General features: G+C 37.9%; 13 protein-coding genes. 1 reads left to right on the plus strand and 12 read right to left on the minus strand.

What is annotated here, in order from left to right:
* Positions 1-56: 56 nt before the first annotated feature.
* The 8 genes from QFX10_RS09440 to QFX10_RS09475 all read right to left on the minus strand — a co-directional run bounded on the left by QFX10_RS09440 (position 57) and on the right by QFX10_RS09475 (position 7888).
* A complete protein-coding gene (locus tag QFX10_RS09440; protein WP_280605426.1) occupies positions 57-1295 on the minus strand; it encodes an ISL3 family transposase in 1239 nt (412 codons plus the stop codon).
* Positions 1296-1527: 232 nt separating this feature from the next.
* Positions 1528-2778: a CHAP domain-containing protein gene (locus QFX10_RS09445; protein ID WP_280605973.1), complete on the minus strand. Its 1251-nt coding sequence runs from the start codon at positions 2776-2778 to the stop codon at positions 1528-1530.
* A 146-nt stretch (positions 2779-2924) separates the two neighbouring features.
* On the minus strand, positions 2925-3338 hold the full coding sequence (locus QFX10_RS09450) for a rhodanese-like domain-containing protein (RefSeq protein WP_280605974.1): 414 nt from the start codon (positions 3336-3338) through the stop codon (positions 2925-2927).
* 150 nt (positions 3339-3488) lie between these two features.
* On the minus strand, positions 3489-4448 hold the full coding sequence (locus QFX10_RS09455; RefSeq protein WP_280605975.1) for an ROK family glucokinase: 960 nt from the start codon (positions 4446-4448) through the stop codon (positions 3489-3491).
* A gap of 18 nt (positions 4449-4466) precedes the next feature.
* On the minus strand, positions 4467-4682 hold the full coding sequence (locus QFX10_RS09460) for a YqgQ family protein (RefSeq protein ID WP_280605976.1): 216 nt from the start codon (positions 4680-4682) through the stop codon (positions 4467-4469).
* Positions 4683-4702: 20 nt separating this feature from the next.
* A complete protein-coding gene (locus tag QFX10_RS09465; RefSeq protein ID WP_280605977.1) occupies positions 4703-5377 on the minus strand; it encodes a rhomboid family intramembrane serine protease in 675 nt (224 codons plus the stop codon).
* Positions 5378-5504: 127 nt separating this feature from the next.
* Positions 5505-5654, minus strand: a complete 150-nt coding sequence (gene rpmG / locus QFX10_RS09470) for a 50S ribosomal protein L33 (protein WP_025086941.1) — start codon at positions 5652-5654, stop codon at positions 5505-5507.
* Between the two features lie 170 nt (positions 5655-5824).
* Complete coding sequence (locus QFX10_RS09475) at positions 5825-7888, minus strand: peptidoglycan D,D-transpeptidase FtsI family protein (RefSeq protein ID WP_280605978.1); 2064 nt, start codon at positions 7886-7888, stop codon at positions 5825-5827.
* 336 nt (positions 7889-8224) lie between these two features.
* Between QFX10_RS09475 and QFX10_RS09480 the strand changes: the two genes are divergently transcribed.
* Positions 8225-10837, plus strand: a complete 2613-nt coding sequence (locus QFX10_RS09480) for a YfhO family protein (RefSeq protein ID WP_280605979.1) — start codon at positions 8225-8227, stop codon at positions 10835-10837.
* A 105-nt stretch (positions 10838-10942) separates the two neighbouring features.
* Here QFX10_RS09480 and dltD read toward each other — a convergent pair whose 3' ends face one another.
* From dltD to dltA, 4 genes are read right to left on the minus strand one after another with little or no spacing between them, the layout of a single operon-like run.
* Positions 10943-12214, minus strand: coding sequence for a D-alanyl-lipoteichoic acid biosynthesis protein DltD (gene dltD / locus QFX10_RS09485; RefSeq protein ID WP_280605980.1), 1272 nt, complete (start codon positions 12212-12214; stop codon positions 10943-10945).
* Complete coding sequence (gene dltC, locus QFX10_RS09490) at positions 12214-12444, minus strand: D-alanine--poly(phosphoribitol) ligase subunit DltC (RefSeq protein WP_369941083.1); 231 nt, start codon at positions 12442-12444, stop codon at positions 12214-12216. Before dltC ends, dltD begins: the two co-directional genes overlap by 1 nt.
* A 22-nt stretch (positions 12445-12466) precedes the next feature.
* A complete protein-coding gene (gene dltB, locus QFX10_RS09495; RefSeq protein ID WP_280605983.1) occupies positions 12467-13663 on the minus strand; it encodes a D-alanyl-lipoteichoic acid biosynthesis protein DltB in 1197 nt (398 codons plus the stop codon).
* Positions 13663-15195: a D-alanine--poly(phosphoribitol) ligase subunit DltA gene (dltA, locus tag QFX10_RS09500; protein ID WP_280605984.1), complete on the minus strand. Its 1533-nt coding sequence runs from the start codon at positions 15193-15195 to the stop codon at positions 13663-13665. The genes dltB and dltA overlap by 1 nt, the downstream gene beginning before the upstream one ends.
* Position 15196: the final 1 nt, after the last annotated feature.

Genomic DNA, 15196 nt, shown 5'->3' on the forward strand with positions numbered 1-15196 from the left:
AATTATTTAGTTGTTCACTTGACGGGTCTCAGATCAAATTGTGGGGAGTGTTTTTTTTACGCAAATATACAATCAATTCGTAAAAAGAAAAATTGTTGATTAGCAAAACCGTAACAACTTCGTTTTAAGAGTTTGATCTTTCGATTGATACCCTCCAAAGGACCATTGGAATATTTTGAAGTTACGCTATTTATTAGATAGCTGCGATTTTTACGGAAAGTACGAATAGTCGTATCCATCTCTGTATTGGTGCGCTCATAACTATCGAGAACCTCATTCAAAGTAGTAATGTCTTTATTCTTCAAAGCTAAGGTAATATCTTGGTAAGTCTGATAAACTATTTTGAATTCAGAAAATTTATTGATGATCAAGTCGATCGCATTCTGTTGAGTCATATATTCATTGATTCCCCTAAGATAGACAACATTTTTAGGGTCGATCTCATCAGATTTCTTATGGAATAAACGCCACTGTGATTTGAGAATCTTGTATTCTCGACTATGCTTATTGAGTGATCTAGTGAGAGCGATTCGACAACTGTCTAAAGCACGTCCGGCTAGCTGAACTATATGAAACCGATCAATAATAATCTTGGCATTCGGGAAAAGTCGGCGAATGAAGCGCTGGTATTGAGCGTTTAAATCAATGACGACTGATTCCACTTGATCACGTTCAAACTTTGAGTAACGATTTTCAAAATAATTGATAATGGTAGAAGATAGTCTATCTGGGAGTTTAACAACTAACTTATGAGTTTGTGCATCACAACAGATAAAAGAAGTTGTATTTTTAATCGAACGAAATTCATCAAAACAAAGATTCTTGGGCAAAACAGGTACTCGATATTGAGGTTTGATCCGTTCGACAATAGTTCTTCGAACACTACTAGCAGAGCAATGACAGATGCGAGCGATAAGTTCACCGTTCAAACCTTCCCTAGCTAATAACATGATCTGATTTTTTAGTTTACGAGAAAGAGTTTGATTAGGCTTAGTCAATTCAGAGGTCGCACCGAAAGTTGTGCGACAATTTTTACATTGATAGCGTTGTTTATGAAGGATCATTTCATAACGTATACCGTTTAAACTTGGTAAACGTACGTGAGCTTTAGCGAAACCATTTTTATTAACAGTGGCAAAGCCACAATTTCGACAACGGCTGATAGGATAAGATAGTACAGCTTTGATCAAAACTAATTTCTCTGTGCCATTATTTAAATTATCGATAACATCAATAACTTTGAGATTAGGGTCTTTAATATTTAGAAGTTTTAGTATACAATCGTTATGGGACATTTAAATTCTCTCCTTTACGTGGTTTGTGGTGAATTCATTGTATAACGAGAGGGCATTAAATGTCCTTTTTTTGCGCAAAAAAACTGGTATGGAATTTTTCATCCATACCAGAAAGTGTATACCCAAAAATATACAGAAACAAACAAAAAGCCCCATAAAGGGGCTCAATAGTGGCCTATCCATCCCATGACTAAAGTCACGGGATGGATAGGCGTCATTAAAATGTAGCTGATCAACGGTGGATGTAGATATAACTACCTGCGTTAGAAACTGTTTGTGTATTTGGACCAGCTGGATTGCTAAAGCCCATTCCTCCTTGGCTGATCGTAATGCTACTTCCGTTAACAGATTCAACGTAAGCTACGTGTCCATAAGCGCCGTCAGCAGTCCATTGGCCACCGACTGATTGTCCTGGAACAAAGACTACGATCGCACCAGCAGCTGGTGTATGGTCGACTCTAAAACCTGCTGCTGCAGCAGAAGAACCCCATTGACCACCGTTGCCCCAGTTGTTGCCAGCCCAAGGAGCTACTTGTTTTACATACCATGTACATTGACCCCATGGATAGGTATTACCTGCAACGACTGGATGTGAACCACCATCGCCTTGGCTAATAGCTGTATCTGTTGTAACACTTTCTTGCTTAGCAATTGAATTTCCATTATTGTTGCTATCAGTGTTTGCTTTTTCTGATGCTTTTTCACTAGTTTTATTTTCTGATTTACTTTCAGCGTTAGTTGTTGTTACATTAACTTTTTCTTGTGCAAGTTTAACTGCATTAGCTGCTTCTTCATATTGAGTTTGTAATGCAACTAAAGTGGCGCGGTTGTCTTCGATCTTTTTATTTAGATCAGCTTGTTGTTGATCTGATTTAGCCTTCATTTCTTTAAGATCGTTTTGCTTTGTTTCAAGTTCAGTTTTATCAGCTTGTAAGTTAGCTTTTGTTTGTTCTTGTTGATCTAATAAAGAAGCATATTGATCTTTTGCTTCTTTAACAGCATCTAAAGCTTCTTTGTTTGCTTGGTTTAATTTTCCAACTGTAAACGTACGTGTAACTAAGTCAGAAAAATCTTTTGAATTAATGACAAAATCAAGATAAACGTTACCACTAACGGTATTACCAGCTTGCTTTTGTAAAGCGACTAATTGGCTCTTAAGTGCATCTGTGCGGTCGTTTACTTCGACTTTAGCGCTCTCGATCTGACCATTTAATTCTTTGATTTTTTTATTTGAGTTATCGATATCTGTCTTCAAGTTATCGATCTTGGTTGTGTTATCTGAGATCTGTTGTTGTAACTTGATATTATCAGCGTTAGCGGCTGCAATATCCTTTAATAATTTGTCTGTTTCGCTTTTATTGTTTGCGATCTCTTTTTGTGTATCTTCAACTGCATCTGCTTTAACAAGACCAGTATTATTAAAAACGGAAACAGTTAATAGGCCAAGTGCGACCGTGCTTGTGACTACTTTCTTCAAAAACATAATTTTTTCTTACCTCATCAATTTAATTGCTTCTTGTAGTATACACTAGAAACATTACAGGAATATTACTTCCAAGTTACATATTTTTATTTTTAAATGTTAATAACAAAAAAAAGATACTTGAAAAAACTCAAGTATCTCTTTACTCAAAGCTTTTTGGATTTTTTCTTGCCGTCCCACTTAGAAAAGCCACCCTTTAAGATATAAATATCTTTAAAACCGGCTTTTTTCAAGCGCGATGCGATCCTGATCGGCATTGCTTTACTCGTATCGTACAAGTAAACTGGAGCATCTTTTCGAAGAGAACCTTGAAAGAGCTCAAACTGCGCAAATGGCATGTTTCTTGCCCCTAAAATATGGGAACGATCAAATTCAGCACTATCCCGTAGATCAATAACTTGACCTTTGCGAAGCCCTTGCTTGAATTCATCATTTTCAACGATCTTAGCGACTCGTTTACCACGTTGCCACCAATAAAGTTGGGCGCCAAACATCCAAACTAAGATCAAGATCAAAACAAGATCGATCCAAAGCCATGTTGAAATATCACCTAGTAGCATTTTTTATCCCTACTATACAGATGTGAGCAAATATGATCTAGCATATTTGAAAAAGATCTATAGTTTACCTCTCTTATTATACTGACTAGACCAAGATCATTCCTGATCTAAAGATATCTGCCTCACATCTTCCTTCTTGCAGATATCAGCTTATTTAAATTCCAAAGCTAAAGAAGCTGCTCCGATCACACCAGCAGAATTACCTAATTGTGCTAATTTGATCGTTGTCGTATTACGGATCGTTGGGAAGGCAAATTTCTTGAAGTAAGCAACGACTTGATCTAACAAGAAGTCACCGGCTGCTGAGACCCCACCACCGATAACGATATATTCAGGGTGCAAGATACTACTGATATTAGCACATGCAAGCCCTAAGTAATAGCAAACACGGTCAACGACCCGTTTAGCTAAAATATCGTCTTCTTTTGCTAGATCAAAGACCATTTTAGAACTGATCTCTTCACCATTATCTAACGCACGTTTCAATTCAGAATCACCAGCGAATTCTTCTGCCATATCACGCGCCACACGAACAACACCTGTCGCTGAAGCATATGTTTCTAAACAACCATGATTGCCACATGTGCAAAGATAACCTTCTGGTTCAACATTGATATGTCCAACTTCACCAGCTGCACCTAGACCGTGGAGCAATTTGCCATCAGCGATCAAACCGCCACCAACACCTGTACCTAAAGTAATGAAAGCAACATTATCAGCATTTTCGCCAGCACCTTTCCAGCGTTCACCTAAAGCTGCTACATTAGCATCATTGTCGAGCGCAAACTTGATCCCAGTGCCTTCTTGGATCTCTTCTTTAACGTTTTGGACTGTTTTCCAATTCAAGTTATAAGCACCAACGACTGTTCCCGCAGCGCGGTCAACTGTCCCAGGTGTCCCCATGCCGATCCCGATAAATTGTTCTGGTTTCATATCGTATAGACTAAGATGATGATTGATCGATTCGATAATATCTGGCACGATATGTGTTCCATCATCTAAAACATTTGTTTCAATACTCCATTTTTGTTGGATCTCACCATCTGCTGTTAAGATCGCAAATTTGATCGTTGTCCCACCAAGGTCAACACCGATAAGTTTTTTATCCATAATGTCACTTCCTAATCTTTAAATATCTTTTGTAGCTTCGTATTCTTCTTCCACGCGATGTTCTCGTGTCAAAACGAGCTTAGCACTCAAAAAAGTTGGCTTATCGATCGCACTTGCTTTATAAAGATTATCAAGTTCGATCGCCATCAATTCGATATCCCACAAACGTTTTCCGACATATACAAAAACTCCAAAATGTTTTAATAATTGTTGAACATCATACAGCGTCTTCAAGCTAAACACTCCCTTGAAAATTATACAGGATATTGCCATGTATTAAAACCGATCTTAAGTAAAACGATAAAAATAAGCCCTAAAGCGATCATACTTATGATCCGTTTGAGCTTTTCGATCTTTCCTAAGTTCGGTACACCAACGACATAAGCTACTAGAAAACCAGCTACGAGACCACCTAAATGCCCATAAAGATCAATGCCACTGGCAAAAAGATCAAAAGCAAGATTTAAAATGATCAAAACTAGAAATTGACGGGCGATCATTCGAATAGAAGGGACTTGCCTAAATGATTCACCTAACATCAAGTAAGCACCAAACAATCCAAATAAAGCTGTACTAGCTCCAGCTGAAATACTTGGCGAAAAAGCAAAACTTGCGATGTTTCCACCAATTCCACTCACCAAGTAGATCAAAAGAAAACGCCACTTGCCAAAGAGTTGTTCTAATTGACTTCCTAAAAAGTAAAGCGTCAACATATTCAACGCTAGATGTTCAGCTCCGATATGAATAAACATCGGAGTAAAAAGGCGCCAAATCTCACCTTGAACGATCAAAGGATCATATTTAGCTCCCCAATAGATCAAATTTACAGGATTTTCACTGCCACCACTCAAAGTCATTGCAATAAAGATCAGCACATTGAGCGTGATCAATCCGTAAGTTATGATCGGCTTTTTTTGAAAGCTATCCAAACACATCCACTCCTATCAAAATTCTGGCTTATTGCTATTTTAGCACAAAATCGCTTGAATTTTTCAATTTCTATGCAAACGGTTCACCTAACTTTCAAAAAAAAACAACAGGGTTTTAAACCTGTTGTTATTTTGTTTCGCGGTGCACAGTAACCTTGTGATCACGTGGGCAATATTTCTTAAGCTCAAGACGATCTGGGTTATTACGCTTGTTCTTGTTTGTCAAATATGTTTGTTCATGACATTCTGTACATTCTAATGTAATATTTACACGCATGCTCTAAACCTCCAATACGTATCGATTCAAAAAGATGTTCCAGACACCTTTAACGTTTAATATCATATCATTTTTTAAAATTAATTACCAGTATTTTTTTGTTAATTGTTAAGTGAAATCCCTTGACACTAAAAAAGAGCATATCTTTAGAAATATGCTCTCTTAATTCATCAATTAAAGCCATCGCTTGATTGCACTGTTTTCCAATAAGCTTCATAGATCTCTTTGACAGTCTGTGTGTTGATATTACTTTCTGTATTAGTAATATTTGGAAAAGCAACAACTACCACGACTTGCGGATCGTTAGCTGGTGCGTAACTGATCGCACTCAATGTTTCAGTTTCAACATTATTATAAAAAGTTTGTGCCGTCCCTGTTTTAGCAGCGATCTCTGGTTTGACCGAAGCCATCGAGCCCCCAGTCCGATACGTATTTGTCCCATGAACTACGCGCCAGAGACCTGTTTTTACAACATCCCACTGATCTTGTGTTCCTTCAACAACATTTAAGATATTGGGTTGAACTTCATATTTGACAGCGCCTAGGCTTCCATCTTTATTAGTTTTTCGGATCGATTTCAAAATATGTGGTTGGATCCGATAACCACCATTAGCGATCGTTGAGGCATATTGAGCTAACTGGATCGGCGTATAGGCATCATAGTTCCCAAAGGAAAGGTCCAAAGCATTACCAATATGACTTTGATCAGCAGCCCCTTCAAATCCAGTTGCTTCACCAGGAATGTCGATCCCTGTCTTGACCCCAAGCCCATATTGCTTGAAGTTTTGTCGTAATTTATCAAAGATCGAAGTTGGTAAATTCAAAGCAGCTCCCGAACGATAAGTAAAGCCACCTTCCATCATCGCAAGTTTCATCATATATGTGTTAGAAGAAACTTGTAATGCATCGGAAGCTGATAAACTCATATTAGCTGCACCAGTCTTATTGAACCAAGAAGTTTTAGAAGCTGTTCCCGCCAATTTGATCGGTTCTTCTAATAGCGTATTGTTCGTAGGAGTGATAACGCCATCTCTTAAAGCGCCCATGACCATCGCACCTTTAACAACTGACCCCATAACAAATGTTTGGTTGATCGTTCCCAAGGCATTTTCAGTCACTTCACCTGTTGAAAGATCCCGACTGACACCAGCCAAAGCATAGATCCCACCTGTCTTAGGATTCATCACGACCGCATACCCGCCTGGTAAGTATGGATTGCTGCCAGCATTAGCTTTAACTTGATCTTCAACGATCTTTTGAACTTGATTTTGAAACTCAGAGTTGATCGTCAATTGAAGATTATCACCTGGGCTACCAGCATACTGCTTGATCTCTTTAACGATCTCATTATTTTTAGTTTCAACATTGATGACTTCTTTACTACCTTTGAGTACGTCTTCGTATTGCGATTCGATATAACTAGAACCAACACTGTCATTACGCGAATAACCTTGTGCTAAAAGCGTATTGATCTTATCACTTGGCAGACCTTGCTTTTCAGAAGTAACTGTCCCAATGACACTCTTGACAGCTTCGCCATTTGGATAAGAGCGTGACCAGCTTGTCCCGATCTTGACACCAGGTAAAACTGAAAGATGTTCGCCAACTTCAGCCATCTCAGTGTCTGTCACATCACTTGTCTTTAGATAAACAGTCGACAGGGCATAAGCGCCTGACATCTTGCTATAAAGGGTCGCAGCTTTTTTTTGTTGATCAGTCAAGTTATCGACTAAGTTATTTTTTTTGACATACGCCACTTCTAAAGAGGCCAATTTATCTGCATCTTGCATCGTATCAGCACCTTTGATATGCGAATTGACCTCTTTTAAATGTTTAGGGTCGGCTAAGTAATAATCGATCTTATTGCGCGTCGTCAAAGATTCTGTGTCAACACTGATATACCCTGCCAAACTATTAGCCACTTTATACATCTGTTCATTTTTAACGTTTAACGGTTTAGTATACGTGACTGCCCGTGAAGTGTTATTGGCAACTAAAAGTTTACCAGTCGCATCGTAGATCATCCCTCGTTGAACATTTTTAGTCTCAGTCTTATTATCACTACTGATCGCTTCTGATTCAAATTTTGCGCCGTGAATGATCTGCAAATAGACCAATTGTCCGATAAGCGCTGCAAATAATAAGAATACGATCAAAAAGAGAAAATTCAAACGAAACGGGATCTCTGAACCCTTTTTCTTCTTTTTACTATTTGCTTTTCTTAAAAATCGCACGTGCACATTACTATACTAGATATAGCTGAATGGCAAAAGTATAGTCTCCTTTTCTAGATTCTGTCTTCACCGCTGACTTAAATAGATCACTGCTATATCTTAACTTTGCCTTGATCATTTTAAGTTAAATATCAGTGGATATATATTATAGTATACGCTCATCGCCTTAATTCAGACAATAAGTTATCGAACGTTTTTATTTTTATTTAAATTAACTCTTGATCTATATTCCAGCATAATTTTTAGCCACTTTACATGTTATAATTGTAGGGTGCATATTTTGCACGATTACTGTACGACCTTATAAAAGGTCTTATCACGGAAAGGATCCATTTCATGCAAAACTATTTAAAAAAGCATTACCCTTTGCTACTTAGTTTTTGCACTCCAGTTATCATATTGTTGGGCTACTTCATCTACCGTGGCTTCTATCCCTTTGGTTCTTCAAGTGTCCTAACAGTTGATCTGGGGCAGCAATATATCGATTTTTTTGCCTATTTTAGGCAAACTTTGCTCCAGCAGCCAAGCGCTTTTTTCTATTCATTTTCAAAAGCGCTTGGTGGTCAGATGCTCGGAGAATATGCCTACTATTTGCTTAGTCCATTTAATCTGATCTTTTTGCTCTTTCCTGGTAAATACCTAACGGCTGGCTGTTTAGTCGTTTTACTCTTAAAATATGGGCTAGCAGGCTATACTTTTGGTCGGCTCCTCCAACATAAATTAAAGCTCCGTGGCCTTTTTATCCCAACTTTAGCAACGAGCTATGCTCTAATGGGATGGATGATCGCTAATCAACTCAACATGTTATGGCTCGACGCTCCGATCTTTTTACCTTTGATCGTTTGTGGGCTTTACGACCTACTCCAAAAAAAGCAAAGTCTTGGTTATGTTTTGACTCTTAGTTTGATGATGATCATCAATTACTATATGGCTTACATGATCTGTCTTTTCTTAGGACTTTTCTTTATTTGGTACGAAACAAATTACCGCGCTCTTAAACAACTTAGGCGTGATATTTGGCTTTTTTTGAGCCGTTCATTACTTGCGGTAGGATGTGCCAGTTTGATCCTTTTACCGACACTTTATTCGCTTTCAACAAGTAAAGGTCAATATACAGAAAATTCTATTCATTTTAAATTTGAATATGCCCCGCTCGAAATGATCGCAAAATTTATGATCGGAGCCTTCAATTTTGAACAAATGCCCAAAGGACTGCCAAACCTCTTTTTAGGTAGCCTCGCACTTTTTGGCTTTTGTCTCTACTTTTTAAGTAAAAAGATCGCAGGCAAAGCTAAAATAGCTGCCTTTTTAGTCAGTGCTGTCTTTGTTCTTTCGCTTTGCTTTGAACCACTTGACCTTTTGTGGCATGGGATGCAATTTCCAGTTTGGTATCCTTATCGCTTCTCATTTGTCGTCAGCTTTTGGATGATCTTTTTAGCTGCCATTGCATTGAAAAAGAACCACTTTGCTTTAAAAAATTGGCAAACGCTTTGCTGCTTAGGGCTAGTTGGACTCGGACTAGGTTATATCTATTTTGATATCAAGAAGTTCGACTTTGCTTCGACACTTCTATTATTGATCACGGCTTTATTCAACGTTTTGATCTTATTATTGTTGACTCTGCCCAAAAGCAAAGTCCATAAACGCTTAAACCCTTTAGCGATCTATCTAGTCGTTTGTGCTGAACTTTTAGCAAATACAGCTTATTCGCTCAATAATATCAGTTATTTAACGCAAAAAGAATTTGAAGTACCGACTAAAGCATTAGCTAATGATGCACAGATCTTAAATGATCTCGATAGTTCATTTTATCGGACTGCTCAATTATATGCACGAACTAAAAACGATGGGATCGCGCATGGTCTGAATGCTGGTTCTTATTTTAGTTCAGCTCTTGAAAAAAGCATCCCAGACTTTTACGGGCAACTTGGGCAACCAGATGGTGATAACTATGTTGGTTATTACAATGGCACCTTGATCAGTGATGCTTTACTAGGGATGAAATATTTGCTCTACGCTAAAGATGAAGCTGAATTGAAAACACCGACTGACGAAAAATTAAATGTTACTAGTTATCGACCTGACTTGATCGAATATAATAAACAAGTCGTTGGTAAAACAACTTCGATCTATCGTGATCCTTACGCCCTTTCCTTAGGATACGCTGCTAATAAACAGCTAAAAAAACTACCAGTTTTATATGATCGTCCTTTGACTTACCAAACAAATTGGCTCAATGCTGCCACTGGTTCAAATTCAAAGACTAAATATTTCTACGCAGCTAATTTTAACGAAGTTGTTTTCCAAAACACTAAAAAGCAAACATCTTTAACTGGTTCGTTTTTCAAAAAGACCGATCTAAAAGATCCAGCCCAGATCATCTTTAAATTTACGCCTGATACTGATGATCCTTATTACTTGACACTTGGACCAAGTCTTGACCAAGACAATGTTACTTGGTATTTAGGAACACAAGAATATCCAGCCTATAAGACTTTTAGGCACACTGTCGTCTTGAATCCGACCACAGGAAATAAAGGCGAAGAGATCATTTTAACGGCTAAATTCAAAAAAGCCAACTTATGGTTACAAAACTTTGTGCTTTATCGCCTCGATAAAGAGTTAGCTTTACAAAAGATCGAACAACTCAAACAAAATGAACTAAAGATCTTAGATCACAGTGCTAACCGGATCTATGGTACGATCGAACTCACAAGTAAAGATCAATTTATGGCGACAACGATCCCATATGATAAAGGCTGGCACGCTAAAGTCGATGGTCAAGCGGTCAAAACATTCAAGATCCAAGATACATTCCTTGGACTAGATCTAACTCCTGGAACACATACGATCGAATTGACCTATGTTCCACCATACTTCTATCTTGGTTGTCTGATCTCTTTAGGAAGCTTTTTAGTTTTAGGGTTACTTTATTATAAGAAAAGATAGATATTAAAAAACGAGCCACAAACGGGCTCGTTTTTTGTACAGCTCTCTAAAAATCGAGTTTTTCTAAAAACAAATAGCGCAACCTTAAGGCTACGCTATTTGTTTTTATTTTACTTTTTCATTCAAAGCTTGGCCTTCAAGTTTTTGCCACTCTTTAGTGTAGAAATAATCATTGATCTTATAAGTTGGTGTTTTCTGGTCGGTGCTCAAAAACGGTCCAACTGCTTGATCCATCTTGAGCCAACCACGCCAACCTAAGTGGATCGTATCTTGCATGAAATATCTTTCGCCCCCATCTTTAGAGAGATCGACGATGTTAGTAAAGCCTTGTGATTGTAATTGATATTTGATCTTCTCGGTACAAGCTTGGAGCATTTCTCTTGATAAGCCTGTATAATTCGACCATTTTTCATTGACAGGCGGGATCACAAACATCACATTCATATTATTTTCAGCAAATTGATTTAAGACTAACTCAAAATCAGAATACTCTGGAGAGCTGACATAATTATAACTACTTTGCTTGTTCTTTAATTTGAAATACTTATCGCGCAAGTTCTTATCAAAGAAACGATCATCAATATCAAATGGGTTATTGTTAGTTTTCTTAGCTCCCATTTGATAAGCTAAAGCATCAAGTTTAGCTTGATCATATGTTGCTGGTAATTTAGCAGCAACTTTAGCGATCTTTTCTGTATTATCCTTGAGAGCTAAAGTCGAAAAGAGCTGATCCTCATGCTTGAGCTGATTATATTTTAGATCGATATAAGTTTGCATCGAACTTGAAAGTTTTTGGCCATCTTTAACTTGTAAAACAGCTTTTTTCAAAATATGGTCATTTTGGATCGTTGGCATAGCTAACAAACGCTCTGCTGCAAACCGATCCATCTTACCATCGTTGACATGCTTCAACCAACTAACAGTTTCTAAGTTTGAATAATATAAACTAAAGGCTGCTGGATTAGTTCCTTGCTTGACAAACCATTGCGGAGAAATGATCATCACTGCTTTTTTCCCTTTCAATTGGGCTAATGAGCCTTGCATCCCATAAAATTGGGCTAAAGAGGTCGAACCTGGCCCACCTAATAAGAAAGGACGGTAGTTACGATCATAACGCTTTGCTAATGAAGCTGGATGAAAGGCGTCCATCCGTGAAAGTTCTGAAGAGCCAAAAAACGGAACATAATTTTCTTCAAAAGCTTTTTGTTTGACAGCGTTACCTTTGAAAATATTTTTAGACTGTGAAAGAGCAGCAACTTGTAACGTATGTTGGTTTACTTTACGCACATTAAACGGTGAGACCAAAAAAAGTGTCAGTAAGATCCCAGCTAAAATAACTGGTCCAAAGATCTTAAATAGCTTCTTTTTTGTGTCCATTATTGCATACTTTCCACTTTCGCGATGATTTTATTTGGTGTGTTCCATTCGTTGCGATCAAATTCGGAAACTGGAACATCAACATCACATTGTGATTGTAATTCAAGTAAAAGTTGTACTGTTCCCATTGAATCTAAAAGACCTGTTTCAAAGATATCGATATCTTTGTCATTTCTTACTTCATCACTACCTGTTAAATCTTCTAAAATATCTAAAACTGTTTCTTCCATCATTACATTCCTCCAAATTTTATTACGCAAAGAATAATTTATCTAAAAAGCCTGAAAAGATCAAAAAGCTAAAGCAAACAACATTAAACGTCATAAAGATCGCAAAAGCTTCGGTGAATTTATTATGTGGGATATGCTCTTTATGTTTCTTTTTAAAACGTAACCAAGCATCACACAAGATGATCGCTAAGGCGTGGTAGAGCCCATAAACGATATAATACCATGTGATCCCATGCCAAAAACCCATGATCAAAAAGAGCGTTAAGTAACCAACATTAGCGATCGCGATCTTACTTTTCAGCAGTTTCTTTTTCATGATAAAGAAAACTAAACGCATATAGATGTAGTCTCTAAACCAAAATGAAAGGGTCATATGCCACCTATTCCAGAAATCTTTGATATTTTTGGAAATAAATGGTTTATTGAAGTTCATCGGTGTTTTGACGCCCATGATATAACTTGTTCCGACTGCAAATAAACTGTAACCTGCAAAATCAAAGAATAAGTTCATCGAAAAGACGTACATATAAGCGACGACCCACCACGACCAACCACCGTGAGCCAAAGCAAGCGCCGAAACTTTAGGTTGTAATAAAACGCCAAAAAAATAAGCTAAAATGAACTTATATAAGAATCCTAAGAAAATATACCAGATCCCTTTATCCAGCAATTCTAAGTATTTCTCACGACTTGGCGTCTTCTTGTAATCTCCTAAAAAGCGCCGATAGCGATCGATTGGTCCAGATGAGATCGTTGGGAAGAAGAGCAAGAAGTGCAACGCTTCTTTAAAATCAACTTCCTTAATGATCCCATCTCGGATCTCCATGATCATCCCGACCGTTTTAAAGGTCAAATAACTGATCCCTAAAAAGCCGATGATCGATTCCTTACCGTTGTTCAATAACGGTGAAACTTTAACGATCACTAACGGTAAGATCGACAAAACAACAGCTAAGTCAAAGACAAAGGTGTTATTTTTCTTCTTGCGATACGCCAAATAACCATAGATCAAAAGCATCTCAAAAAGGATATAACCACTTAAGGCAACACCTTGTTCCCATTTTACGCCTCCAAAGGTCAAAAGTAAAAAGAGAAATGAGATGAGCGTTTCATAGATCCTAAAACGACGACCATACATCAAGCCTACTGCGATCGGCAACAAGCCGATCAGCAAGAAGACAAAATAAGTCGGGTCTTGATACGGTTGCATGTTAAGCATCAGCTATTGACCTCTTTCATCAATTTTTTGCGATCGATCTTACCATTTGGTGTCAACGGTAATTTCTCAACGTAAACAAATTTTTGAGGCATCATATAAGACATCATCGTCTCTAAGAGCTCTTTTTTGATCGCTTGTGTCAGTTTAAAATCACTCGCAAAGTCTTTTGTCTTAGCTTGATCTTTTACGATATAAGCTACTAACTGACTGACTTTATGATCTTTATCATAACGTGGGACTGTTGTCGCTTGCGTGACATAACTGACTTTATCTAAATGATGATCGACATCTTCTAATTCGATCCTAAAGCCATGCAACTTAACTTGGAAATCGATCCGCCCTTTATAAAGTAGCTGACCATTTTCATCAAATTGCCCTAAGTCTCCCGTTTTATAAGCTGGTTGTCCGTCATATGTCAAAAAGGCATGTTTTGTCTTTTCTGGATTATTTAGATATCCCTTTGAAACACTTGGTCCAGCGATCAAGATCTCACCACTTTGCCCGACCGGTACTGGCTGATCATTTTCATCAACTAAAATGATCGTCGTATCAGCTTTTGCTTGTCCGATCGGTAAACGTGGATAAGTCTCCAAGATCTCGTCTGTGATCTCGACTTGGCTGACAGCTACAGTCGCTTCAGTCGGACCGTATGTGTTAAAGATCTTTGCTTTTGGAAAACGTTTTTTTAAAGTTTGCGCAGTCTTATGTGTCAACTCTTCACCACAGAAGAAGAAATGTGTTAGTGTTGGCAACGTTTCGGCTGAAAAGGTCGGTTGCAATAAACAAATATCGATAAACGAAGGCGTTGAGACCCATTCTGTGATCTTTAACTCTGGTAAAACAGCAAATAACGCTTTAAAGTTATCGGTCGTCTCTTTTGGTAGAACCGTCAACTGCTTTCCAGCCGTCAAAGTTGGATATAGATCCATCACTGAAAGATCAAACGAGTATGGCGGCTGTGATAAACAACTTCCTGTCTGCTCTAACGCAAAGTCCTTTTGCATCCAAGCGTTGAAACTAACTAGATTGTCATGACTGATCTGAACGCCTTTTGGTACCCCTGTTGTTCCTGAAGTAAAGATGATATAAAAATTCTCATCGCCAGAAACAAACTGAGCTTTGGTAGTTAATTTTTCTTTATTAGAAAAGACTTCTGTCAACTTTTGTGGTTCAATGATCGTCATATCAGTAAATGTTAACGGTAACTCTTCAACTGCGATACAAGCAGCTGGTTTGGCGATCTCCTTGATGATCTTGATCCGTTCAAGTGGTGAATGAGCGTCTACTGGAATGTAAGCATGTCCTGCTTTGACTGCTCCTAAAAATGAAGCGATCATCTCAAAAGTTTGTCCCCCAAAAATGATCACTGGCGCCCCTTTTGGTAAATCTAATGTCATCAAGTATGCGGCTAACGAATCAGAATACTCTTTTAATTCAGCGTATGTGTTCGTTTTCCCTAGATAATCATAAGCGATCTTATCTGGAGAAGTTTTAGCCCAGCCATCGATCACTTCGATCAAATTTTCTGACATC

Origin of the sequence: Ligilactobacillus faecis, assembly GCF_029889745.1 — a bacterium.
Lineage (GTDB): Bacteria > Bacillota > Bacilli > Lactobacillales > Lactobacillaceae > Ligilactobacillus > Ligilactobacillus faecis.